The organism is Umezawaea sp. NPDC059074, from assembly GCF_042738955.1.
GTDB lineage: Bacteria > Actinomycetota > Actinomycetes > Mycobacteriales > Pseudonocardiaceae > Umezawaea.
The window spans coordinates 1-26233 of the sequence record NZ_JBHYHC010000040.1 but is presented as its reverse complement, the minus strand read 5'-3'; the positions used below and the strand labels follow the sequence as shown (position 1 = coordinate 26233).

Annotated in this window: 8 protein-coding genes and 1 pseudogene; 3 read left to right on the top strand and 6 right to left on the bottom strand. The window is 75.6% G+C overall.

Features of this window, described 5'->3' with window-relative positions:
• The first annotated feature begins 32 nt into the window (after window positions 1–32).
• On the top strand, window positions 33–2822 hold the full coding sequence (locus ACFWW9_RS19740; RefSeq protein WP_390379559.1) for a BTAD domain-containing putative transcriptional regulator: 2790 nt from the start codon (window positions 33–35) through the stop codon (window positions 2820–2822).
• Here the strand turns inward: ACFWW9_RS19740 and ACFWW9_RS19735 are convergent.
• Window positions 2723–8683 (bottom strand): annotated as a pseudogene (locus ACFWW9_RS19735) (thioester reductase domain-containing protein); the annotation flags it as partial. The gene ACFWW9_RS19740 and the pseudogene ACFWW9_RS19735 overlap by 100 nt on opposite strands.
• A gap of 81 nt (window positions 8684–8764) precedes the next feature.
• Window positions 8765–11884: a type I polyketide synthase gene (locus ACFWW9_RS19730; protein ID WP_390379458.1), complete on the bottom strand. Its 3120-nt coding sequence runs from the start codon at window positions 11882–11884 to the stop codon at window positions 8765–8767.
• A 137-nt stretch (window positions 11885–12021) separates the two neighbouring features.
• Here ACFWW9_RS19730 and ACFWW9_RS19725 point away from each other — a divergent pair, with 137 nt between their 5' ends.
• Window positions 12022–14082, top strand: coding sequence for an aspartate aminotransferase family protein (locus ACFWW9_RS19725; RefSeq protein WP_390379455.1), 2061 nt, complete (start codon window positions 12022–12024; stop codon window positions 14080–14082).
• Window positions 14083–14112: 30 nt separating this feature from the next.
• Window positions 14113–15432, top strand: a complete 1320-nt coding sequence (locus tag ACFWW9_RS19720) for a PucR family transcriptional regulator (protein WP_390379453.1) — start codon at window positions 14113–14115, stop codon at window positions 15430–15432.
• A gap of 94 nt (window positions 15433–15526) precedes the next feature.
• Here ACFWW9_RS19720 and ACFWW9_RS19715 read toward each other — a convergent pair whose 3' ends face one another.
• The 4 genes from ACFWW9_RS19715 to ACFWW9_RS19700 all read right to left on the bottom strand — a co-directional run.
• Window positions 15527–17527: a LuxR C-terminal-related transcriptional regulator gene (locus ACFWW9_RS19715; RefSeq protein WP_390379450.1), complete on the bottom strand. Its 2001-nt coding sequence runs from the start codon at window positions 17525–17527 to the stop codon at window positions 15527–15529.
• Between the two features lie 9 nt (window positions 17528–17536).
• Window positions 17537–18739, bottom strand: coding sequence for an acyl-CoA dehydrogenase family protein (locus tag ACFWW9_RS19710; protein ID WP_390379447.1), 1203 nt, complete (start codon window positions 18737–18739; stop codon window positions 17537–17539).
• 127 nt (window positions 18740–18866) lie between these two features.
• Entirely contained in the window at window positions 18867–23921 is a 5055-nt protein-coding gene (locus tag ACFWW9_RS19705) for an SDR family NAD(P)-dependent oxidoreductase (protein ID WP_390379444.1), read from the bottom strand.
• Window positions 23918–26233, bottom strand: a 2316-nt coding sequence (locus tag ACFWW9_RS19700; RefSeq protein ID WP_390379441.1) for an SDR family NAD(P)-dependent oxidoreductase, incomplete at its 5' end; no start/stop codon positions are given. The genes ACFWW9_RS19700 and ACFWW9_RS19705, both read right to left, overlap by 4 nt.

Genomic DNA, 26233 nt, shown 5'->3' with positions numbered 1-26233 from the left:
ACGCCGTCCGAGGATGGAGACCCCCTTTGCTGGTGCGCGTGCTCGGCCCCCTCGAACTCGTCGCGAACGACGGTCTCGTCCCGCTCGGCGGCGTGCGGCAGCGGATGGTGCTGGCGCACCTGCTGCTCCACGGCAACCAGGTCGTGTCGACCACGCGGCTGATGTCCGCTCTGTGGGGCGACCGGATCCCCTTGTCCGGCAAGAAGGTCGTGCAGAACGCCGTGTCGCGGCTGCGGAGGCTGCTCGCCGCGCACGACGAGGTCCGCGAGGTGCTCACCCTGCACACCAGGCCGTCCGGGTACGTGCTGGCGGTCGATCCCGAGCAGGTCGACCTGCACCGGTTCCGCGCCCTCGCCGAACAGGGCCGGGAAGCGCTCGACTCGGGCTCCCCCGACGTGGCCGTGGCCGCACTGGTCCGGGCCCTCGCGCTGTGGCGCGGTCGGGTGCTGTCCGACCTGGTCGACGGCGGCGCCACGTGGCCGGAGCTGGCCATGCTGGAGGGCGAGCGGCTCGACGCGCAGGAGCAGTGCTTCGAGGCCGAGTTGGCGCGCGGACGCCACCAGGCGGTGCTGAGCGACCTGGTGGCGGCGGTGGAACGCGCACCCGCGCGGGAACGCCTGGTGGGACAGCTGATGCTCGCCTACCACCGGTGCGGGCGGCAGGTCGACGCGCTGCGGGTGTACCGGTCGGCGCGCGAGCGGATGGCCGAGGAGTTCGGCCTCGACCCCGGCAGGGCCCTGCGGGACCTGGCGCGCACGATCAGCGGCGACGGCGGGGCGCCCATGCCGGAGACCGCTGCCGCGCCCGCTCCGCCGGGTGACGACGCTCCCGCCGAGATCAGGAACGTGACGACCCTGCTCGTGCGGCTCAGCCTCGGTGGGCCGCACGTCGCCGACCCCGAGCGGCTGCACCACGCCATCGACGAGGTGGACCCGCTGGTCACCGCCGCGGTCGAGCGGTTCGGCGGGCTGGCGGGACCGCGCACCGGGACGCTGTGGACCGTGTCGTTCGGTGTGGAGCGCGCCCGTGACGACGACACCGTGCGGGCGGTCCAGGCCGGGTTCCACGTCCGGCAGGCCTTCGCCGACCACACCCCGGCGCTCGACGGGGCCGCGCTGCGGATGGTCGTGTGCGACGGGCGGGCGCTCGTGCTGTCGACCCCGTCCGGCCCGTCGATCACCGGCCCGGCGGCGGAGAGCGGTCTCTCGCTGCTGCCGTTCGTGGAGCCGGGCGAACTCTGGGTCAACGGGCTGACCAGGGACCGCGCGCGGGCGGAGATCTCCTTCCGGCGCGCGCCGGTGTCGTTGGAGGCCTGGTCGGCCGCAGGCGTCGCCGGACCGCGACCGGAGTCCGAGTGGCCGCTGCTCGGCCGCGCGCGGGAACTGGCGGAGCTGGACGCCGAGGTGGACCGGTGCCTGCTCGACCGGCGGCCCCGGCTGGTGACGGTCGTCGGCGAGCCCGGTGTCGGCAAGAGCAGGCTGCTGGAGGAGGTCTGCCGACGCCTCGGGCTCCGCTCCGGTCCGCGCGCGCCGACCGTGCTGCGCGTGCCGCCGCGCATCGGCGACACGCCGATGCCCGTGCTGCGGCAGAACGTCTACGCCTGCGCGGGGATCCTCCCCGACGACGCCCCGGAGACGGCGGCCGCGAAGCTCGCCGACGTGGTGCGGTCCGCGGCGAGGTCCGCCGACGAGGCCGACTGGATCCTCACCTCCCTGAGCTCGACGATCGGCGTGGCCTCCCACCACCCCGCCACCGGGTCGGCCGAGCACGGGCGGGTGTGGCGGCGGTTCCTGCTGAACCTCGCCGCGCGCGGTCCCGTCGTGCTCGTGGTCGACAACCTCACCCACACCGAGGACATGGTGGGACGGGTGGTGCGCGACCTGGTCGCCTCCGACGAGCGGGTGGCGCTGCTCGTGCTCGCGAGCGCGAGCCCGGCGCAGTTGGAGGACTCCTCCCGGTGGCGGGCGTTCACGGCGGACGGCGCGGTGGTCGGGCTGCCGCCGCTGCGCGCCGCCGACGTCCACCGGCTGCTGGCGCGCGTGCTGCCGTCGGCGGGCGAGGAGCTGCGGACCGCGCTCACCGGGCTGTGCCGGGGCAACGCCCGGTTCGCCGTCGAGTACGCGGCCGAGGTCGACCGGCCGGGCGCTCGGGCCGACCACGGGGGTCTGGCCGTTCCCGAGCCGGTGGCGCGGGCGTTGGCCGTCGTTCTGGACGGCCTGCGCCCGGTCCTCAAGGCGGTGCTCGTGGAGGCGGCGCTGGTGGGCGACTCGGTGTGGCCGAGCGCGGTGGCCGCGGCGAGCGGGCTGACCGAGGCCGAGGCGCTGCCGCTGCTGCGCGACCTGGCGGCGGCCGGGGCGCTGACCGCGGTCGAGCCGTCGGTGCTGCCGGGGCAGGTGCGGTACGACTTCGGGCACCCGCTGCTGCGGCACGTCGCCTGGTCGTCGCTGCCCGCGTCCCGGCGGTCCGCGGTCGTGGTCCGGGTGGTGGAGTGGCTGGCCCGGTTGGACTGCCCCGACGCCGACGCCCTCCGGCGGCACTTCGGGGAGGCGGTGGCGGCGCGGACGCCGCCTGTCGTGGTCGTGGAGCAGCGCCGAGTGGCCCCGGCGAGCCCCTCGGGCGCGCACCACGACCTCGTGCGCGACTACCTGGCCCTCGTCACGCCGTCGTCGTGGCACCCGCCCGAGGTCGACCGGCTGGTCCGACTGCACCGGGCCGACACGGCTCAGGTCGACGCGGTGCGGGGGAAGTACCCCACCTCCGAGAAGAACTCGGCGTACCTGCGGAGCAGCGCCTCGTCCAGGGGCGGGCACACGACGCCCTGAGCCTCCACGAGCGCGCGGGTGGCGCTCGTGTCGACCGCCGAGTACGCCGTCGGACCGCCCAGCGCCGACTCGAACAGCGCGAGCAGCGGTCGGAGCGCGTTGTCCCGGTCGGCGCGGACGAGCGCCGTCCACTCGTCCCACGCCACCTCGTCGAGCCGGTGGCCCGCCGACCGCAGCACGGCCAGGACGTCGGCGAACGGCACCGGGTCGTCGGTGGACAGGTGGAACGTGCGCCCCACCGCCTCCGGCGACCGCGACAGGGCCAGGACCGCCTCGCTCACGTAGTCGACCGGCACGAGGTTGAGGTCGCCCGCGAGACCGGCGGGGGCCGCTCCGACCTGGAGCATTCCCCGCACGCTGAGCCAGACGAAGTCCTGGAGCTGGCACGCTCCCCGGTCGCGGTCGCCGGAGATGACGTCGACCCGGTGGACCGTGACCGGCAGCCCGCGCTCCCGAGCCCGCTCCACGAGCTGTTCGGCGACCCACTTGCTCCGCCGGTAGCCGGTGCCGAGCGCGTCGAAGGGGCCGGTCGTGTCGTCCACGGCCAGCGGCCGCCCGTCGTCGTGCGGGCCCGCGAACACGCCGACGGACGACAGGTGGTGCACGGCGACGGTCCGGTGCCGGGCGGCGAGCCGCAGCACCTCCTCGGTGCCCACCACGTTGGCGGCCCTGAGGTCCGCGTACGGGAACAGCCAGTTGACCTGCGCGCCCGCGTGGTAGACGACGTCCACCGAGCGGGCGAGGGCGTCGAAGCGCTCCTCGGTGAGGCCGAGCCGGGGTTCGGCGAGGTCGCCTGGCACCACGGAGATCCGGTCCGCGTCGGCGGCCCGCCAGGTGCCGTAGAACTCCGCCGCCGCGCGCACCCGGTCCTCGGCGTCCCGCTGGTCGACGCCGCGGACGAGGCAGTGCACCACGGCGCGGGTGCTCGCGAGCAGGTCGCGCAGCAGGAACGCCCCGAGGAACCCGGTCGCGCCGGTGAGCAGGACCTCGGCCGGGTCGGCGACCAGCGGCACGACCTCGGCCGCCGGCCGGACGTCGTCGGCCAACTCGGCGTCCACGACGGGATCGGCGGCGTCGGCGGTGCTGGGGCCGCCCGCCAGCAGGGCGAGGAGGTGGCCGGTCAACGCCTCCGGCGTGGGGTGGTCGAACGCGACCGTGGCGGGCAGTGCGAGGCCGGTCGCCGCAGCCAGCCGGTTGCGCAGCTCCACGGCGGTGAGCGAGTCGATCCCCACGTCGCGGAACGTGCGCCCGGCGGCGAGGTCGGCGCGCCCCAGCACGTGGTCGACCTGCTCGTGCACGAGGTCGAGCAGCAGGTCGTGCCGCGCTTCCGGGGCCAGCCCGGCGAGTCGGGACGCGCGCGCCGCCACGGGCAGCGCGGACGGGCGGGACGAGGTGCCCACGACCGCCCGCAGCAGCGCGGGGAGGTCGTCGCGGGCGCGCAGCCTGCCGAGGTCCAGCGGCGCGGCGACCACCGAGGCCACCCCGGAGGCGAGGGCGCGGTCGAACAGGGCCGCGCCGGACGCCTCCGTGACGGGCCGGAACCCGCCGCGCGCGATGCGGGCCAGGTCGGCGTCGTCGAGGTGCCCGCCCATGGCGCTGCCGTCGAGCACGTCGGGCGACCAGATGCCCCAGGCGATCGACGTGGCGGCGAGGCCGAGGGCGTGGCGGTGCTCGGCGAGGGCGTCGAGGTAGGCGTTGGCGGCCGAGTAGTTGGCCTGGCCGGGGCTGCCGAACACGCCCGCCACCGAGGAGAACAGGACGAACGCGGTCAGGTCCAGCCCGGCGGTCAGCTCGTGCAGGTTCCGGGCGCCGTCGACCTTCGGCCGTAGCACGGCGGCCAGGCGTTCGGGTGTCAGCGACTCGACGACCCCGTCGTCCAGCACGCCCGCGGTGTGGACCACGGCGGTCACCGGGTGGTCCGGGTCGACCCCGGCGAGCGCCGCGGCCAGCGACTCCCGGTCCGCGACGTCGCACGCCACGACCGCCACCTGCGCACCGTGGCCGCGCAGCTCACGCACCCACTCGGGTTCCGCGCCCCGCCGGGACAACAGCAGCAGGTGCCGCACGCCGTGCTCGCGCACCAGCCGTCGGGCGAGCAGGCCGCCGAGCGCGCCCGCGCCGCCGGTGATCACGACCGTGGCCTCGGGGTTCCAGGCGTGAGAGCCCGAGGTGACGAGCCGGGCGAGGCGGGGAGCCAGCACCCGGCCCTTGCGGACCGTCCACTCCGGTTCACCGGACGCCGCGAGCGCGGCGAGCACCGGGTCGGGGACGTCGGCGTCCGCGTCCACCAGGACGATCCGGTCGGGGTGTTCCAGCAGCACGGACCGGAGCAGGCCGCGAACGGCGGCGGCCGCGAGCCCGCCCGACGTGAGGACCACAAGCGGCACGGCGGCGAAGCGGGTGGCGGCGAGCCACCGGCGCACGGCCGCCAGCACCGCCGCCACCAGGGCGTGGGTGTCCTCGGTGGACTCCACGACGAGCACGGCGACGTCGGGGACCACCGTCGGCAGGGTGTCGGCGGTGAACCGCCGGACGTGCCCGGACCGCGGCGCGGGAGCCGCCACCGGCGTCCACCGGACGTGGAAGAGGGCGTCGTGCGACGGCGGTTCAGCGCGCGGGGGCGTCGGGCGCACGCGCACGAGGTCGACCGTCGCGACCGGACGGCCGGACTCGTCGTCGAGGTCGAGCGCGAACTCCCCCGGCCCCAGCGGGCGGGACCGGGCGGTGACGGCCACCGCGCCCGCCGCGTGCACCCGGACGCCGCGCAGCAGGTCCCGGTCCCCCGCGGGCAGCACCGCGTCCAGCGCGGCGTGCAGCAGGGCGGGGTGCAGGACGAAGTCGGCCTCCCGGTCCTCGGCGGGCAGGGCGACCTCCACGCCTCCGTCGGCGGTCCGCACGGGCGGGCCGCCGACCGTGAGCGCCAGGCGGCCGACGGCGTGGCGGGTCCACGGCACGTCGTCGTCGGCCCTGCTGTGGACGCCGAAGTCCCGCAGGCCGTCCAGGTCCGGTCCGAGGTGGACCTGGACGCGCAGCACGCCGGACGGCGGCGGCACGAGTGCGGCCTCCACCGCGACCTCGTCCACCACCCCGTAGCCGAGCCGGTCCCCCGCGGCCACCGCAAGTTCCGCGCACAGCGCCGGGGTGGCGGCGGCCGTGAGCCAGGAGGCCGGGGACAGCTCGCCGGACACCAGCAGCACGTCCTCCCCCGCCGGGGCCACGGCCGAGTGCAGCACGGGGTGCGTCGAGGTCGTGCCCGCCCGGCGGGGCGCGAGCCAGTAGCGTTCCCGCTGGAACGGGTAGGTCGGCAGGTCGGGCTGCCGCGCGCCCGTCCCGATCACGGCCTCCCAGTCGACGGCGACGCCTCGGCCGTGCGCCTCGCCGACCGAGCGCAGGAACGCCGCCGGTCCACCGTCGTCGCGCCGCAGGGAGCCGATCGCGCCGTCGAGGTGGATCGCGAGGACCGGGCTGGGCGAGCACTCGACGAACCGCGTGCCGCGGTCGGCCACCAGCGGCGCGGCGGTGGCGGCGAAGCGGACCGTGCGCCGCAGGTTCCGGTGCCAGTACTCGGCGTCGAGCCCGGCGGTGTCCAGGACGCCGCCGGTGACGGTCGAGTGGAACGGCACGGCGGCGGAGCGCGGCCGGACGGGGGCCAGCGCGGCCAGCACCTCGTCCCGGACGTCGTCAACGCCCGCCGAGTGGGCCGCGAAGTCGACGCCCGGCACGCGCCAGCGCGCGAGTCCCCGCCGGGACACCTCCTTCTCCACGGCGTCGACGTCGTCGCGGTGCCCGGACACCGTCACGGCGGCGGGACCGTTGACCGCCGCGACCGAGACCCGGCCGTCGAACGGCGCGAGGAGGTCGGCCACGACGTCCTCGGCGGCGAGCACGGTCAGCATCGCGCCCTCACCGCACAGGGGCAGCAGCGCCCGGCTGCGCAGGGCCACCACCCGAGCACCGTCCTCAAGGGACAGTGCCCCCGCCACCACGGCCGCCGCGATCTCGCCCTGGGAGTGGCCGATCACCGCGTCCGGCCGCACCCCGCAGGCCACCCAGAGCCGGGCCACCGACACCATCACCGCCCACAGCGCGGGCTGCACCACGTCCACCCGCTCCAACGCCTCCGCGTCGGCCAGCACGTCGCGCAACTCCCAGTCCACGAACGGCCTCAACGCCGCCGCGCACTCGTCCAGAGCCTTGGCGAACACCGGTGCCCCGGCCGCCAGCCCCAAGGCCATCCCGACCCACTCCGAGCCCTGACCGGGGAACACGAACACCACCCGCTCGGCCGTCGCCGCCGTGGTGACGGCGAGATCGTGCGGACCGTCGTCGGGCCGGACCAGGACGGCCCGGTGCTCGAACCCCGCGCCCACGGCGGTCAACGACCGGGCCACGGCCCACGGGTCGACGTCCCCGAGCCGGTCCAGTTGCGCGGCGCGAGCGCGCACCGCGGCCTCCGACCGCCCGGACAGCACCCACGGGGCCACGCCGTCGAACAGACCCGGCTCGGCCGGGACGGGCACGGGATCGGGCGCCTGCTCCAGCACGACGTGCGCGTTGGTGCCGCTGATGCCGAACGCCGACACCCCGACCCGGCGCGGCCGTCCGGTCTCGGGCCACGGCGTGGTGGCGGTGAGCAGCCGCACCGCGCCGCGCGTCCAGTCCACCACCGGCGTGGGGTCGTCGACGTGCAGCGTCTTGGGCAGCACGCCGTGCCGCAGCGCCAGCACCATCTTGATCACGCCCGCGACCCCGGCGGCGACCTGCGTGTGGCCGATGTTCGACTTCACCGACCCGAGCCACAACGGCTCGTCGCGGTCCTGCCCGTAGGTGGCGAGCAACGCCTGGGCCTCGATGGGGTCGCCGAGCCGCGTGCCGGTGCCGTGCGCCTCGACGGCGTCCACGTCGGCCGGGTTCAGGCCCGCGTCGGCGAGCGCCGCGCGGATCACGCGTTCCTGGGCGGGGCCGTTCGGGGCGGACAGGCCGTTCGACGCGCCGTCCTGGTTCACCGCGACGCCGCGGACCACCGCGAGCACGGGGTGGCCCAGCCGTTGGGCGTCCGACAGGCGTTCCAGCACCAGCACGCCCGCGCCCTCGGCGCAGTTGGTGCCGTCGGCGGCCGCGGCGAAGGACTTGCACCGGCCGTCGGCGGCGAGTCCGCGCTGCTGGGCCATCTCCACGAAGACCCCCGGCGTGGACAACACCATCGCGCCGCCCGCGAGCGCGAGCCCGGTCGCGCCGGAGCGCAGGGCCTGGCAGGCGAGGTGCAGCGCCACCAGCGACGACGAGCAGGCCGTGTCGAGGGTGATCGCGGGGCCCTCCAGCCCGAAGGTGTAGGCGACGCGCCCGGACGCGACGCTGCCGAGCCCGCCGGTGAGCAGGTGGCCGGAGCCCTTGCCGGGCGGCGCGTCCAGGTCGACGTAGCTGGTCCCGGTCAGTCCGACGTAGACGCCGGTGTCGCTGCCGGCGAGGGTGCGGGGGTCGATCTCCGCGCGCTGCAACGCCTCCCAGGACAGTTCGAGCAGGATCCGCTGCTGCGGGTCCATCGCCAGCGCCTCGCGCGGCGAGATCCCGAAGAAGCCCGCGTCGAAGTCGGCGGCGTCGTGCAGGAAGCCGCCCTCGCGGGTGTAGGTCTTGCCGGGGAGACCGGGTTCCGGGTCGTACAGCGCGTCCACCGGCCAGCCCCGGTCGGTCGGGAACCCGGTGACCGCGTCCCGGCCCTCCACCACCAGCCGCCACAGGTCCTCCGGGGAGGCGACCCCGCCCGGCAGCCTGCACGCCATGCCGACGACGGCGATCGGCTCCGCGCGGGCGGACTCGACCTCGGCCAGCCTCCGCCGGGTCTTGGCGAGGTCGGCGGTGACCCACTTCAGGTAGTCGACCAGCTCGTCGTCACTGCGCTCGGGCATGGCGGGTTCGCTCTCCTCTGACGGGGTGCGGCGCGGTCAGCGCCCGCGCCCGAGCTCGTTGTCGATGAACGCGAGCACCTCGGCCCGCGAGGACGTCGCCAGCCGGTCCTCGGCGTGGTCGGGCGGGACGCCCGTGTCGCTCCACTTGGCCATCAGCGTGTGCAGCCGGACGGACAGCCGCGCGCGGGCGGTCTCGTCGTCGGCGACCGCGAGCAGGTCCGCCTCCAGCCGGTCGAGGTCGGCGAGCAGCCGCGACGGAAGGTCGTCGCCCGCCAGCGTGGCCAGCACGTGCTCGGCGAGCTTGCGGGGCGTGGGCCAGTCGAACCCGGCGGTCGCGGACAGCGTGACGCCGGTGGCCGCGTTGATCCGCCGGTGCAGGTCGACGGCGGCCAGCGAGTCGAACCCCAGGTCGCGGAACGGCCGGTCGTCGTCGACCGCCGCCGGGTCGTGGTGGCCCAGCACGCGGGCGACCTGCGCGCGAACCACGTCGAGGACGTCGGGCAGCGTGTCGAGCACGGCCCGCGGCGGCTCCGGCTCGGACGTCGTCGTGGGCGCGTACAGGTTGGTGGCCAGGTCGAGCCAGTAGCGGCTCCGCTGGAACGGGTAGGTGGGCAGGTCGAGCCACGGGCCGGTGGCGGGGAACGCGGCGGTCCAGTCCACGGCGACCCCGGCCTCGAAGGCGTCGCCGAGCCCGCGCAGGAACGTCGTCACCTCGTCGTGGCCGCGCCGCAGCAGCGGCACCGCCACCGCGTCGACGGGGCACAGGCCAGCGAGCACGGCGTCGGGTCCGATCTCGACGAACGTGGCGACCCCTCGGTCGGCCAGCCCGTCGAGCACGTCGGCGAAGCGGACGGTGTCCCGCACCTGCCGCACCCAGTGCTCGGTCTTCGCGACCTGGTCGGACGGCATCGGGATCACCGGCTCGCGCAGCTCGACCGACTCCACGACGGCGCGGAACTCGGCCAGCATCGGGTCCATCCGCCGCGAGTGGAACGCGTGGCTCACGTCCAGCCGCCGTGCCTTGCCGCCAGCGGCCTTCACCTCGGCCACCAGCGCGTCGACCGCGTCCTCGTCGCCCGCGACGACGACCGACGCGGGACCGTTGACCGCGGCCAGCTCCACGCCGTCGACCAGCGTCAGGTCCGCTTCGGCGACGCCCAGCGCCGCCATCGCGCCGCCGTCGGGCAGCGCCTCCATCAGCCGGGCGCGCGCCCCGACCACCCGCACCGCGTCGGGCAGGCTCAGCACCCCGGCCACGTGGGCGGCCGCGAGTTCCCCGATCGAGTGCCCCGCCACGAAGTCCGGCCGGACGCCCCACGACTCGACCAGCCGGTAGAGGGCGACCTCCACGGCGAACAGCGCGGGTTGCGCGAACCCCGTGCGGTCCAGGCGGTCCGGGTCCCATTCGGCCCCGAACAGCTCGCGGATCTCGGCGAACGCCGCCGCGAACACCGGGTACCGCTTCGCCAGCCCGTCCCCCATGCCCGCGCGCTGGGAACCCTGCCCGGAGAACAGGAACGCCACCGGCCGCTCGGTCGCGCGGGCGCTCGCGGACAGCCCGGCGAGCGCGGCCCGCAGCCCCTCGCGGTCCGCGGCCACCACCACCGAACGGTGGTCGTGCGCCGACCTCGTCGTGACCAGCGACCGGGCGAGCACCGCGAGGTCGACGGACGGCGTGAGCGCGTCGGCGAGCTGCCGGGCCCGGTCGAGCACCGCCGCGGCGGACCGTCCGGAAAGGACGAACGGCAGCGGTTCCCCTTCGTGCGGGACGAAGTCCGGCTCGACGGCCACCGGCGCTTGTTCGAGGACGACGTGGGCGTTCGTCCCGCTGATGCCGAACGACGACACGGCCGCCCGGCGCGGTCGACCGGTGTCCGGCCACGCGACGCGCTCCTCGGCGAGCGCGACCGCGCCCGCCGACCAGTCCACCACCGGGGTCGGCTCGTCCACGTGCAGCGTCCTCGGCACGATCCCGTGGCGCAGCGCCTGCACCATCTTGATCACCCCGGCCACACCCGCCGCGGCCTGCGTGTGCCCGATGTTCGACTTCACCGACCCGAGCAGCACCGGCCGGTCGCGGTCCTGACCGTAGGTCGCCAGCAACGCCTGCGCCTCGATCGGGTCGCCCAGCTTCGTGCCGGTCCCGTGCGCCTCCACCACGTCCACGTCCGAAGTGGACAGACCGGCGTTCGCCAAGGCGGACCGGATCACCCGCTCCTGCGACGGCCCGTTCGGCGCGGTGAGGCCATTGGACGCGCCGTCCTGGTTCACCGCCGAACCCCGCACCACCGCGAGGACGCGCCGACCGTTCCGGATCGCGTCGGACAGCCGCTCCAGCACCAGCACGCCCGCGCCCTCCGCCCAGCCGGTGCCGTCGGCAGCGCCCGCGAAGGACTTGCACCGACCGTCACCCGACAGGCCGCCCTGGCGGGAGAACTCCACGAACGTCCACGGCGACGCCATCACCGTCACGCCGCCCGCGAGTGCCAGCGTGGACTCCCGACGCCGCAGCGACTCGCACGCCAGGTGCACGCTGACCAGCGACGACGAGCACGCCGTGTCCACCGAGAGCGCCGGACCGACGAGACCCAGCTGGTAGGCCACCCGGCCGGACACGACACTGCCCGCCGCGCCGGAGCTGAGGTACCCCACCAGGTCGTCGGGCAGGACGCCCGCGCCGGACAGGTAGTCCTGGTACATCACGCCGAGGAAGACGCCGGTGTCGCTGCCGCCCAACGACAGCGGGGCGATCCCGGCGCGTTCCAGCGCCTCCCACACGATCTCCAGCACGATCCGCTGCTGCGGGTCCATGGCCAGCGCCTCGCGCGGCGAGATCCCGAAGAACCCGGCGTCGAACCCGGCCGGGTCGGTGAGGAACCCGCCTTCGCCGACGACGCTCGCGCCGTCGGGGCCGAGCAGCTCCGGCAGGTCCCAGCCGCGGTCGGCCGGGAACGGACCGACGGCGTCGCCCCCGGCGTCGACCAGCCGCCACAGCGCCTCCGGCGAGTCGATCCCGCCGGGGTACCGGCAGCCGACGCCGACCACCGCGATGGGCTCGTGCCGCTCGTCCTCCAGCTCCCTGACCCGCCGCTGCGCCTGGCGGGTCGCGCTCATCGACCGCTTGAGGAACTCCTGGAGCTTCTCCTCGGTGTCCACCAGCCGACCGTAAGGACACGCCCGCCACCGGACGTCCACGAACCGGTATCGGCGGCGTCGCGGGCGTCGATACCGATGGGACACCGACCGGTTCCGGGCCGCCGTTAGCGTCGAGGCGACGAGGCGGAGGGATTGGCGTGAATCGTTCGCAGGAGCAGGCGGATCGTTTTTTCGGGCAACTGATGTCGACGGTGGGGCTGGACGTCGAGTACCGCGCGGCCGAGGGCGACGAACTCGCCCTCGTGACCGCCGACGGCGGCGAGGTCCCGGTGCTCGACCTGATCGGCGGGTTCGGGTCGCTGATCCTCGGGCACCACCACCCCGAGGTCGTGGCGCACGTGCGCGCCTTCCTCGACCAGCGGCGGCCGGTGTACGCGCAGTTCGCCCGCAACGACGACGCGCAGCGCGTCACCGAGCTGCTGAACACCGTCCTGCGCAGGGAGTTCGGCTTCGAGGACGACGGGTACGCCGCCGTGTTCGGCAACAGCGGCGCGGAGGGCGTGGAGATCGCCCTCAAGCACGCGGAGCTCGACCGGGTGTTCCGGATCGGCGCGCTCGGCGAACAGCTCGCCGGGAACCTCGCCGCGGCAGGCGCGGCGGTGGCGAGCGGCGACGCCGTCCTGTCGCCCGAGGCCCGCGCGCTCGCCGGGACGCGGGCCGACGGCGAGGCCGGGGCGTTCGCCGCGCTGACCGCCGTGACGGCCGAGCACAACGCCGCCCAGCTGGCCAAGCCCCCGGTGTTCTTCGCGCTGGAGGGCGGGTTCCACGGCAAGCTGGTGGGCAGCCTGGGGATGACCCACAACCCGCTGTTCCGCGGCCCGTTCCAGGCGCTCGGCCCGACCGCCCGGTTCTTCCCGGTCGACGACCCGGCCGCGCTGCGGGCGCTGGTGGACGCCGAGCGGGGGTCGGTGCTGGACGTCGTGGTCGCCGACGGGGTGGTGGACGTCCACGAACGGCCCGCGCCCGTGTTCGCGGGCCTGTTCCTGGAGCCGATCCAGGGCGAGGCGGGCATCCGGCCGATCACCGCGGAGCAGGCCCGCGCGCTCCAGGAGGTCTGCCGGGAGATCGACTGCCCGATCATCGTCGACGAGATCCAGTCCGGCGCGGGCCGCACCGGCACGTTCTTCGCCAGCGCCCAGGTCGGGCTGCGCGGCGACTACTACGTGCTGTCCAAGAGCCTGGGCGGCGGCATCGCCAAGACCTCGATCACGCTCGTGCGCACCTCTCGCTACCGCAAGGAGTTCGAGGCGCTGCACAGCTCGACGTTCGCCAAGGACGGGTTCTCCACGTCGGTCGCGCTCAAGGTGCTGGAGCTGCTGGAGGCCGACGACGGCCGGGCCTACCGGCTCGCGGCCGAGCGCGGCGCGAAGCTGGTCGACGCGCTGGAGCGGGTGCGCAAGGACTTCCCCGACGTCATCGCCGACGTCCGCGGCAATGGACTGCTGCTGGGCGTCGAGTTCCACGACCAGTCGTCCGGTGCATCGGCGCTGATCAGCGGCAAGTCCGCCGCGGGCCAGCTCGGGTTCGTGATCGCGGGCTACCTGCTGACGGCGCACCGGTTGCGGCTGATGCCCACCGGCAGCTCCCCCAACACCCTGCGCGTCCAGCCGTCGATCTACGTCACCGACGCCCACGTCGACCGCCTGGAAACGGGTCTGCGGGTGCTCTGCGAGGTCCTCGGCGCGCAGGACGCCCTGCACCTCGTCCACCCCGTGGTCGCGGGAGGCCAGGCCGCGCCGCGCGCCGACGTGCGTCGCCTGGCGCCCCGACCACGGCCCACCGACCCGGCCGAGCGCACGGTCTCGCTGGTCGCCGCGGTGTCGTCGGCGGAGGCGCTACGGCTGTTCGACCCGTCGCTCGCCGACCTGGACGACCAGGCGCTGGAGGACTACCTGACCCTGCTGGCCCCGGCCCGCGCCCTGCCGCCGATGCCGCCGGTCCGCTGCGGGTCGGTCGACGTGGTGGTGTTCCCGTTCTTCGCGTCGCGCCACGACCTGGGCGCGGACGTCGCGGGCGTGGTCGGCGACCTCGCCGCCGTGCTGCACGGCGCGCGGACCGCGGGGCTCACCGCGATCAGCCTCGACCGCGACCTCGGGGCGGTCGCCGGGGCCGTCGGCCTGACCGCGTTCCCCGGACTCGCGCTGGACGTCGTCGACGCGGACCTGGTGGCGGTGCTCACCGGCACCGCCGCGCTCTAGCGCTTCCCCCTCGGAGAGGAGCACCCGCCCATGTCGCTCGGAGTCGACCTCGGCACGCCCGTCCGGCCCGCGGTCGAGCCCGGCCGCTGGTGGCTGCGCAAGCTGCGGCCGCACGACACCAGCGCCCGGATCACCCCGTTGACCGGGCAGGCCGCGTTCGGCGAGGTCGCCGCCGTGGTCGGGCTCGGCGCGGCGGGCTGGGCCGTGGAGGCGGCGACCCGGCTGACCGCGGGCGAGCTGTGCGACGACCCGTTCCTCGGCGGCGACCGCACGGCCGGGGCCCCGACCGGGTTCGTGGAAGCGGTGACGCTGTGGGCGGTGCTGCGGCTCGGCGGGGCCGCGGCGCTGCCCCGGTCGCTGCGGGACCCGGTCGTGGCGGCGATCCACGACCGGGTGCCGTCCGGGGTGTCGGTCGACCAGGGGCTGCGCTGCGTCCGCCGGGCGCACTCGCACCTCTCGGCGGCGTTGCAGGACTTCTGCGCCCAGGTCGTGCCCCCGGCCGCGCAGGTCGCGGTGCTGCGCCGGATCTCGGCCGACCTCTTCGACGCCGTCGACACCCTGTCGTCGGTGATCACCAGCGAGTTCTCCGTCGAGCACAGCCGCGGGTCGGCCGGGTCGGCGGCCGAACGGGCGGAACTGGTGCTCCGGGTCCTCGACGGCGAGGACGTCGACCCGGCCACCGCCGTCCGCAGGCTGCACTACGACCTGTCGCTGCACCACCTCGCCCTCGTGCTCTGGTCGCCCGCTCCGGGCGCGGGAACCGGGCGCGAACTGGAGCGCTGTGCCACCAGGGTGCTCGCCGACGCCGGGTGCTCGTCCTCGCTGGTGGTGCCCGCCGGACCGGGCCGGGTGTGGGCGTGGGGCGGGCGGGCCAGCGGGCCACCGGCCGCGCCGAGCCCCGACGCGACGGCCGTCCACATCGCGGCCGGGCTGCCCGCCGAGGGCGTCGCCGGGTTCCGCCGGTCGCACGCCCAGGCGACGACCGCGGAACGCGTCGGCACCACCGGCGTCGGCAGACCCGACGCCCTGCACGACTACGGCGCGCTCGAACTGGTCGCCCTGCTGGCCGCCGACCTGCCCGCCGCGACGGAGTTCGTCGTCCGCGAACTGGACGCGCTGGCGGCGCAGGACGAGTCGACCGCCGCGCTCCGCGACACCGTCCGGTGCTACCTGGACTCCGACCGCAGCGTGTCGGCGACGGCAGCGGAGTTGCACATCGCCAAGAACACCGTGGTGTACCGGATGAAGAAGGCCGAACAGCTGCGCGGCAAGCCGCTGCGCCAGGACCGCCTGCGCCTGCACGCCGCCCTGCACCTGGCCAACGAACTGGGCCCCGTCGTCCTCGGCTGACCCGCCCACTCGCACACCGGTCCCCTTCCCGGCGTCCTCGACTGATCCGTGTCGCCAGTGCCGCCCGAAGCCCTTGTCAGGGCTGGCGGTCTCCTCAGGCTCCCCACCGCTCCAGTCCCACCGGCTCCAACGCCAGTCGCAGTTCGGCGCGCGTGCTGATCCCCAGCTTGGGGAACACCTTGTACAGGTGAGCCCCCACGGTCCGCGGCGACAGGAACAGCCGGGTGGCGATCTGCTTGTTCGTCAGCCCTTCCGCTGCCAGCAGGGCGATCCGGCTCTCCTGCTCGGTCAGCCCCGCGGGGGTGCGGCCGCCGAGTTGGCTCAACCCCGTCGCCCGCAGCTCGTCGCGCGCCCGATCCGCCCACGGCTGCGCCCCGACGCGGTCCAGGACGTCCAGCGCCAGGCAGATGTGCCGCCGCGCCTCGCCGACGTCACGGGTGCGCCTGCGCAACCACTGCCCGTACAGCAGCCGGATCCGGCCGTCCTCGAACGGCTTGCGCCCCGGCGCGGCCAGTGCCGCCTCGAAGTGCCGCCGGGGGTCGTCGGAGACCAGGGCGGTGGCCGCCGACGTCGTCCGCTCGTCGGCACGGGTGTCCGCGATGCGCCGCAGGGCATCGGCGGTCCGTCCGGTGTGGACGGACGCTTCCACGGCGTCCAGCAGGACCCGGCCGCCGAGCAGGCCGTCGGCGGGCACGAGGCACGCGTGGGCGTGCGCCCGGTCGTAGTCGCCCCGCCCCAGCGCGGTCAGCAGTCGGGCGTGGTGTGCGAGTCCGGTGACCGCGTGCGCGCCCGCCGGGTCCGCCCAGCCCAGCGCCGCCGCGCTCAGCTCCGCGGCCCGTTGTCCCTGGCCGCGCACGGCGGCTCCGACAGCGGCCACGGCTCGGGCCAGGGACGCCACGGCTCGGTAGCCGCGCGGCTCGCTGAGCGACACCGCCCGCGCGGCCAAGTCTTCCGCTTCGCTCAAGGCTCCGGCGTCGGTCCGGTCCAGCGCCGCCGTCACCGCGGCGATCATCGCGTGCAGCGGTGACGCCGAGTCGGCTGGGCGCGGGTGGGGTTCTCCCGCCACCGCCGCCCGCAACTCGGCGAACGGCCCGTCCCCGCCGGGTGCCGCTCGGCCGAGGAAGACCTCGGCGTCAAGACGTCCGACAGTGAACCCGCCGTCGCGGTAGGCGAGGTAGTGCGCGCGGGCCTCGGGCTCCGCGAGCCTGCCCGCCTCGTCGAGGCGTCCGTCCAGCCACGACCAGTGCGCCGCGACGGCCCGCAGCTCGCCACGGTCGCCGTCGGCCAGCGCCCGCACCAACGCCGTGCGCGCCAACGGATGCGCGCCGCCCGTGCCGAGCACCGCGCGCACGTCGTCGGGGGTCCGCACCTCCCCAGCCAGCTCGGCGAACACCGCCGCGAGCTTCCCGGTCACCGGCAGCACCACGGGTTCGGCGGGCAGCCCGCGCACCGCGGCCGTGTACTCCACCAGTGCCAGCGGCAGCCCACCGGCTTCGGCGAGCACCCGCCGCCGCAGGGTCGGGGGCAGGTCCGCCACCACGGTCCGGGCGTCCACTTCGGACAGCACGTCCAGCGCCGCGGTGTGCAGCCCCCAGTCCACCTCGCTCCGCGCCGCCGTCACGACGGTCACCCGCAGGTCGCGGCACCGGCGGACGACGAAGCCCAGCACGGTGGCGCTGGCGCGGTCCAGCAGGTCGACGTCGTCGACGACCACGAGCACCGGGCCGTCGGCCGCGACCCGCTCCAGCAGCCCCAGCACGGCGGACGCCACCGCCATCACGTCGGGCGGAGCTCCGGGAAACCGGCCCAGCACCGCGTCCAGCACGGCCCGCGGGTGTCCCATCAGCCCGGTCAGGTCGTGCCGAGCGGCGTGGACGAGGCGGTGCACCCCGGCCAGCGCCAGGCCGCGCTCCGCCTCCGTCCCCTCGACCGCGAGCACCCGCCGTCCGGCCGCCGACGCGCGGTCGGCGGCCAGGCGCAGCAGCGCGGTCTTCCCGACGCCCGCGGGTCCCCGCCAGGCGAGTCCGGCTCCCCCGGTCGCGAGCAGGTCGTCGACCGCGGCCAGTTCCGCGGCCCTCCCCGGCAGTTCGGCCACCGGTCGGACTCAGTGCAGCATCGCGATGGACGGCTTCAGGTCGAGCAGCGCCAGGCTGTAGTCCTCCAGCATCAGCGGGAGGTTCACCATCGCGTGGCGGCTGCCCATGCCGAGGTCGCGCCAGTGCCGCTGCAACGGGTTGGCCAGCGCGAAGCTGCCGACCCCGCCGACGTCGAGCAGCTTCTCCACGCCCTCGCGGGCCCGCTGCAACGCGGTCGCCATGTGCATCCGGATGCGGGCCCGCTCGACCCACTCCAGCCCGACCGGGCTCAGCCGCTCGGCGTCGAGCGCGTCCGCCACCAGGCGCATGTGCAGGAACGCCGTGTCGATGAGGTGGGTGGCCTCGGCCAGCCACAGCCGCAACGCGGGCGAGTCGGTCTTGTTCTGGTAGGTCGTGTAGGACACCGGCCGCTTCTTCTCCAGCGACGTCCTGGTGAGGTCGAGCGCGCCCTGCGCGGTGCCGACGATCGACGCCATCGAGATCAGGTTGCCGCCGATCAGCCCGGACGGCCGGTAGTACTCGCTGAGCTGCTCGGTGAACTTCTGGTCGTAGCGCTCGGTCAGCGAGTGGTCGTGCTCGATCATCCGCGAGTCGGGGACGAACAGCCGGTCCGCCACCACGGTCTGGGTGCCGGTGCCCGACATGCCCGCCACGTGCCAGGTGTCCTCGATCGTCGCGCCCGCCAACGGGATCAGCACCGTCACGGCCCGCGTGATCGTGCCGTCCGGGGCCTCGATCGGGACGGCCAGCAGCATCGCCCAGTCGGCGATCTGGGAGTTGGTGCTCCACGGGAACCGGCCGCTGAACTCGACGCCGCCGTCCACGACCGTCGCGCGGGACTCCGGGGTCGCCACGGTGGTGATCACCATCGCGTCCGCGTTGGCGTCGAACATCTCCTTCAGCACGTGCGGGGGCATCAGCTTCGCGAGGTCGGTCGACCCCGCGTCGTTGGCCACGGTCCACCCGGTCGACGCGCACCCCCGGCTCAGCTCGAACACCAGCTCCAGCTGCGTCCGCAGGCCGACGTCGTACCCGCCGAACTCGGCGGGCGTGGTGAGCCGGAACATCCCCGCCTCGCGCAGCGCGTCCAGCACCTCCGGCACCACGTTGCGCGCCTGCTCGGTCTTGGCCGCGTTGGCGCGCAGCAGGGGGACGAGCGCGCGGGCCCGGTCGAGCAGTTCGTCGGTACCGGGCACGGGAGCGGCGGTCATGGTTCCTCCGGGGTTGGGTGGTGCGGTCCGGTCACGGGTCGAGTCAACCGGCCGCGGCACCCGCCGCGTTCGCGCCGGGACGCCAACATCGGCGGCCGTTTCTGGTGCTGCGACACCAAGCGCGGTCTCACGGCGCGCCGAACTCCCGCTCCGCCAACGCGAACAGGTCGTCGACCGTCGTGGCCGCCTCGATGTCCAGGTCGTCGTCCGGGGTGTCCCAGGTGGCCAGCAGGACCCGCAGCCTGCCGAGCGCGGCCGTCCGGTCGGGACGGTCCGCCGCGGTCAGCGCCCGTTCGAACCGGTCCAGTTCGCCGAGCAGCGGCGCGGGTTCCGGCTCGGCGGGGGTGACCAGGTCGGCCAGGTGCGCGGCGAGCCCGGCGGGTGTGGGGAAGTCGAAGACGGCCGTGGCGGGCAGCGCCACCCCGGTCGCCGCCGTCAGCCGGTTGCGCAGTTCGACGGCCATCAGCGAGTCGAACCCCAGCTCGCTGAACGGCCGCGCGGCGGGCACCTCACTCGCGCCGACGACCGCGGCCGCGGCGGCGCGCACGACGTCGAGCAGCACCCGGCCGCGGTCCTCGGCGGTCATCCCGGCCAGCCTGCGGACCAGGTGTCCGCTCTCCCGCCGTGACGGGCCCTGGCGGACCAGTCCGGCCCACAGCGCGGGCACGCCGCCCGGCCGGTCGCGCACCCCGGCCGCCGCCCAGGTCAGCGCCAGCACCGCCGGACGGCCACCGGCACGCGCGAGGTCGAACAGGCGCAATCCTTGGTCGGACGGCAGGGGTGTCATGCCCTGTCCGCTCAGCCGCGCGCGGTCCGCCCGGCCGAGGTGGCTCGTCAGGCCACTGGCCTGGTCCCAGAACCCCCAGCCGACCGACAGCGCGGGCAGGCCCAACGCATGGCGGTGGGCGGCGAGGCCGTCCAGGAACGCGTTGCCCGCGGCGTAGTTGGTCTGCCCGGCGCTGCCGAGGGTCGCCGCGGCCGAGGAGAACAGCACGAACGCGGACAGGTCGAGGTGCGCGGTCAGCTCGTGCAGGTGCCAGGCGGCGTCGACCTTGGGCCGCAGCACCGCGGCCAGCCGGTCGGGCGTCAGCGACTCCACCAGCCCGTCGTCCAGCACCCCCGCGGCGTGCACGACGGCCCGCAGGGTCGGCAGCCCCGCCACGACCGCCGCCAGCGCGGCCCGGTCGGTCACGTCGCAGGCGACGACGTCGACACGGGCGTCCAGTTCGGGCACGGGACCGCCGGACCGGGACAGCAGCACGACGTGCCGGACACCGTGGTCCTGGACGAGGTGGCGGGCCAGCAGCGTGCCGAGCACGCCGGTGCCGCCGGTGATCAGCACCGTCCCGTCCCACGCGACCGGCTCGGCCGCGAGCGCCGCCCGCGCCAGCCTCGGCGTCCACGCGACACCGTCCCGAACGGCGACCTGGGGTTCGCCGGGCACGACCAGCACCTCGTCGTGGGTGTCCACGAGCACGAACCGGTCGGGGTGCTCCTCCTGGGCCGCTCGCACGAGCCCCCACACGGCCGCGTGCGCCGGATCGACGTCACCACCGGACGGCGACACCGCGTCCCGCGTCACCACGGCCAGCGGAGCCCCCGTCGAGTCGGCCAAGCGATCTTGGACGGCCGCCAGAGTCGCGGCGACCACGTGGTGGGTCCGCTCCACCAGGTCGCCGGTTCCGGCGGGCACGGTGAAGACGTCGGAGGCTTCGCCGGACGAGGGCGCGGCGGTCCACGCGACCTCCAGCAGCGAGTCCGACCGGCCGCCGCGCAACTGGTCCGCGGTCACCGGCCGGAATGCCAGCGCGGCCACCGTCAGCACCGGCGAACCCGCGCCGTCCGCGACGCCCACCGACAGCGCCCCCGGACCGGCCGGAGCCAGCCGGACACGGATGGACCGGCTCGCGACGCCGTGCCGCACGACGCCCGACCACGAGAACGGCAGCACCACCGGTCCCTCGCGGCCCGCGGCGGTGGCGTGCAGGGCGGCGTCGAGCAGCGCCGGGTGCGGCGCGAACCCGCCCGACTCGACCGGGTCGGGCAGAGCCACCTCGGCGAACACCTCGTCGGCCCGCCGCCACACCCGCCGCAGGCCCCGGAACGCCGGTCCGTAGCCGTAGCCGGTGGCGTCCAGGTCGTCGTAGAGGTCCGCCACGTCCACCTCGACCGCGTCCTCGGGCGGCCACGTCCACGCGTCGAACGGCTCGGCCCGGTCGACCGACGCCAGGACACCGGTCGCGTGCCGGACCCATTCGCCGTGCGACCACGAGTGCACGGCGAACGTCCGCCGGTCCTCCTCGATCGCGATCTGCACCGGCACCGCGGCCGGACCGTCCAGCACCAGGGGAACGCCCAGCACCAGCTCCTCCACGGCGTCGTGGCCGACCTCGGCCGCGGCCCGCAGGGCGAGTTCCACGAACAGGGCGGCCGGGACGACGACCCGGCCGAACACCGCGTGATCGGCCAGCCAGGGAAGGGTGGTCGTCGACAGGCCGCCGGTGAGGAGCACCGACCGCCCTTCGGCGTGGTGGACGGCGGCGGCCAGCACCGGGTGCTCCAGCGCCGTCAGCCCCGCCGCGGCGAGGTCGGCGGCCTGCGGTGTCGGGTCGAGCCAGAACCGCTCGCGCTGGAACGGGTACGTCGGCAGCTCGGCGCGCGGGCCCTCACCGACGACGGCGGCCCAGTCCACCGCCATGCCCCGCAGGTGGGCCTCGGCCAGCGAGCGGACGAACCGGTCGACACCGCCGTCGTCGCGGTGCAGGGAGCCGACGACCGGGCCGACGCCGTCCAAGTGCACGCCCAGCACGGGGTGTGGACCGCATTCGACGAACACCGCGGACCCCAGTCCCCGCACCGCGTCGGCGAACCGGACCGGCTCGCGCAGGTTGCGGAACCAGTACTCCGGGCCGAGGTCTTCCGGGTCGACCGGCCCGCCGGTCACGGTCGAGTGGAACGGCACGCCGGCCGCGCGCGGGGTGATCCCGGCGAACGCCGCCAGCAGGTCCGCGCGCAGGGCGTCCACCTGCGCCGAGTGGCCCGCGAAGTCGACGCCCGGCACCCGCCACCGCATCCGGCCCTCGCGGGACACCACGGCCTCGAACGCGGCGAGGTCGTCGATCCCGCCGGACACGGTCGTGGCGGACGGGCTGTTGATCGCCGCGAGCGACACTCCCCCGGTGAGCAGCGCCGTCACCTGGTCGACCGGGGCCAGCACCGTGAGCATCCCGCCCTTCCCGCGCAAGGGAACCAACGCCCGACTGCGCAGCGCCACGATCCGCGCACCGTCCTCAAGGGACAGCGCCCCGGCCACCACCGCCGCCGCGATCTCACCTTGGGAGTGCCCCACCACCGCGTCCGGCTCGACCCCGCACGCCCGCCACAACCGGGCCAGCGACACCATCACCGCCCACAACGCGGGCTGAACCACCTCCACCCGCGTCAACGCCTCCGCGTCGGCGAGGGCGTCCCGCAGTTCCCAGTCCACGAACGGCCTCAACGCCGCCGCGCACTCGTCCAGCGCCGCCGCGAACACCGGGACCTCCGCGGCCAGCCCCAAAGCCATCCCGACCCACTCCGAGCCTTGGCCGGGGAACACGAACACCACTCGTTCGGCGGTCTCCGCCGCCACGGCGAGGTCGTCGGTTCCCAGGACGACGGCCCGGTGCTCGAACCCCGCGCCCACGGCGAGCAGCGACCGCGCGACGGCCGCCGGGTCGGCGTCCACGTGCTCCACCTGGGCGGCACGGGCCCGCACGGCGGCCTCCGACCGGCCGGACAGCACCCACGGCGACACTCCGGGCAGGACACCGGGGACGGTCGCGACCTCCGGCGGCTCCGGCGCGTCCTCCAGGACCACGTGGGCGTTCGTGCCGCTGACGCCGAACGCGGACACCCCGGCCCGCCGCGGCCGGTCCCCCGGCCACGGCACCGGTTCGGCCGCCACGCGCACCGCTCCCGACCCCCAGTCGACCACCGGTGTCGGCTCGGCCACGTGCAGCGTCTTCGGCAGCACGCCGTGCCGCATCCCCAGCACGACCTTGATCACGCCCGCCACGCCCGCGGCGGCCTGGGTGTGGCCCAGGTTGGACTTGACCGAGCCGAGCCACACCGGGTCCTCCCGCCGCTGCCCGTAGGTCGCGAGCAGGGCGTTGGCCTCGATCGGGTCGCCGAGCCGGGTCCCGGTCCCGTGCGCCTCCACCACGTCCACGTCCGAGGTGGACAGTCCGGCGTCGGCGAGCGCCGCCCGGATCACCCGTTCCTGGGCGGGACCGTTCGGGGCGGTGAGCCCGTTGGACGCCCCGTCCTGGTTCACCGCGGAGCCCCGCACCACCGCGAGCACCGGGTGGCCCAGCCGCCGGGCGTCCGACAGCCGTTCCACCAGCAGCATCCCGGCCCCCTCCGACCAGCCGGTGCCGTCGGCGTCCGAGGAGAACGCCCGGCAGCGGCCGTCGTTGGCGAGGCCGCCCTGGCGCTCGAACTCGACGTACGGGGTGGCGGTCGCCATGACGGTCACGCCGCCCGCGAGCGCGAGGTCGGTCTCGCCGCGCCGCAGGGACTGCACGGCGAGGTGCAGCGCGACCAGCGACGACGAGCACGCGGTGTCCACGGTGAGCGCGGGGCCCTCGAACCCGAAGGTGTAGGCGATCCGGCCCGACGCGACGCTGCCGAGGCTGCCGTTGCCCAGGTAGCCCTTGACCTCCTCCGGCGGGGCCGACACCCGCCAGCCGTACTCGTGGTACATCAGCCCGGCGAACACCCCGGTCCGGCTGCCGCGTTCTGGCTCGACGCCCGCGCGGTCGAAGGCCTCCCAGGACAGTTCGAGCAGGATCCGCTGCTGCGGGTCCATCGCCGGCGCCTCGCGCGGCGAGATGCCGAAGAAGCCGGGGTCGAAGTCGGCGGCGTCGTGCAGGAAGCCGCCGCCGCCGTCCGGCAGCGCGGCGACGTCCCAGCCGCGGTCGGCCGGGTAGGCGGACAGCACGTCCTCGCCCCGTTCCAGCAGCCGCCAGAACGCCTCGGGCGTGTCGACGCCGCCGGGGAACCGGCAGCTCATGCCGACGATCGCGATCGGCTCGCCGCTCGCGTCCTCCAGTTCGGCGATCCGCCGCCGCGCCTCCTGGAGGTCGGCGGCCGCTCGGCGGAGGTAGGCGAGGTACTTCTCCTCGTCGGCCATGGCGGTCACCTTCCGGGTCCGTTGTCGCTGAGTGCCCCGTCGAGGAAGCGGAAGACCTCGTCCGCGCTCGCCCCGGACAGGTCTTCGCCCGTGCCCCCGCCGTCCCACTTGCGCAGCAGCGCGCGCAGCCGCGCGGTGACCCTGGCGACGTCCTCGGGAGCGCCGAGGGCCAACGCGGACTCCAACGAGTCCACCTCCGCCTCACCCACCGGCACGGCGTCGACGACGAGCAGTGCCGCCAGGTGCGCGGCGAGCGCCGACGGCGAGGGGTGGTCGAAGATCGCGGTCGCCGTGAGCGTGATCCCGGTGGCCGCGGTGAGCCGGTTGCGCAGCTCGACCGCGCCGAGCGAGTCGACGCCGAGCGCGTGGAACCGGCGTTCGGGCTCGATCTCCGCGGGCGACGGGTAGTCGAGCACCTCGGCGGTGTGCCGCCGCACCAGGTCGAGCAGCGTCACCCCGCTGTCCTTCTCGGACACCGCCACGGCGCTCGGGCGCGTGGGCTGGTCCACCCGGCGCAGCAGCGCGACGCCTTGGGCCCGCAACGCGGGCAGGTCCAGGTCCGCGGCGACCACCACCGGCTGCCCGGAGGACAGCGCGGAGTCGAACAGCCCCAACGCCTTCGCCGTCGACAGCGGGCGGACGCCGCCGCGGGCCAGCCGGGCCAGGTCGGTTTCGCCGAGGTGGGCGGTGATCCCGCTGCGCTCGGCCCACAGCCCCCACGCCAGCGACAGCGCCGGCAGGCCGCGCGCCCGGCGGTGCTGGGCCAGCGCGTCCAGGAACGCGTTGCCCGCCGCGTAGTTCGCTTGCCCCGCCGAGCCGACCGTGCCCGCCAGCGACGAGAACAGCACGAAGAACGCCAGGTCGCGGTGTTCGGTCAGCTCGTGCAGGTGCAGCGCCCCGGCGACCTTGGGCCGCAGGACGTGCTCGACCCGGTCCGGGGTGAGGGACTCGACCACGCCGTCGTCGACGACCCCGGCCGCGTGCACCACGCCCGTCACGTTCGGGATGCCCGCCAGCACCTCGGCGAGCGCGTCCCGATCGGCCACGTCGCACGCCACCACGTCCACCCGCGCGTCCAGGTCGCCCAAGTCGGGCGCGGATCCGGTGCGGGACAACAGGACCAGGTGGCGCACCCCGTGCTCGGCCACCAGGTGCCGGGCGACGGCCCGGCCCAGGCCGCCGGTGCCACCGGTGACCACGACGGTGCCGGTCGAGGTCGACGGGACCGTGAGCACGACCTTGCCGACGTGCCGGGCCTGGCTGACGAACCGGAACGCGTCCACCGCCCGGCGCACGTCCCACGTCCGGATCGGCAGGAGCGTGAGGACGCCTTCGGCGAACAGCCGCACGAGGTCGTCCAGGATCTCGCGGATGCGATCGGAGGAGGCCTCGTCGGTGCTGAACGGCCGGTAGCTCGCGCCGGGGTGAGCGCGGGCCACGTCCGCCGGGTCGCGGAGGTCGGTCTTGCCCATCTCCAGGAACCGGCCGTCCTCCGCCAGTGTCCGCAGCGAGGCGTCCACGTGGTCGCGGGTCAGCGAGTTCAGCACGACGTCCATCCGGCCCGCCCCGAACGCGTGCTCGTAGTCGAGGGTGCGCGACGAGGCGAGGTGGTCGGCGGCCACGCCGAGCCCGGCGACGACCTCGCGCTTGCCGTCGCTCGCGGTGGCGAACACCTCGGCCCCGAGGTGCCGGGCGAGCTGCACCGCGGCCATGCCGACACCGCCCGCCGCTGCGTGCACCAGCACCGTCTCCCCCGCGCGCAGCCCGGCCAGGTCGACCAGGCCGAAGTAGGCGGTGATGAACACCAGCGGCACGGACGCCGCCTCGGTGAAGGTCCAGCCGTCCGGGATCGCGACCACGTGCCGGTGGTCGGTCACCACGAGCGGGCCGAACGGTCCCGGCATCATCCCCATCACCCGGTCGCCCGGTGCCAGGTCGGTCACCTCCGCGCCGACCTCCGCCACCACACCCGCGGCCTCGTTGCCCAACGTCCGGTAGCCCTCGACCAGGCCGAGCGCCGTGACCACGTCGCGGAAGTTGACCCCGGCCGCGCGGACCTCGATCCGGACCTCCCTCGGGCCCAGCGGGGCGGCGGCCTCCGGCCACGGCGCGAGCCGGAGGTCGTCGAGCCGACCGGCGGCGTCCGTGACCAGGTGCCACGGGCCCGCGGCGGGCGGGACCAGCGCGGGCGTGACGCGTGTCAGCCGTGGCGCGAGCACCACGCCCCCGCGCACCGCGAGCTGCGGCTCCCCGGTCGCCAGCGCGCTCCCGAGCAGGTCGGGCGGCACGTCGTCGTCCACGTCGAGCAGCACGAACCGGTC

Coding starts and splice junctions, on each gene's coding strand:
- ACFWW9_RS19720 (WP_390379453.1), top strand. CDS start 14,113: ATGTCGCTCGGAGTCGACCTCGGCACGCCCGTCCGGCCCGCGGTCGAG.
- ACFWW9_RS19710 (WP_390379447.1), bottom strand. CDS start 18,739: ATGACCGCCGCTCCCGTGCCCGGTACCGACGAACTGCTCGACCGGGCC.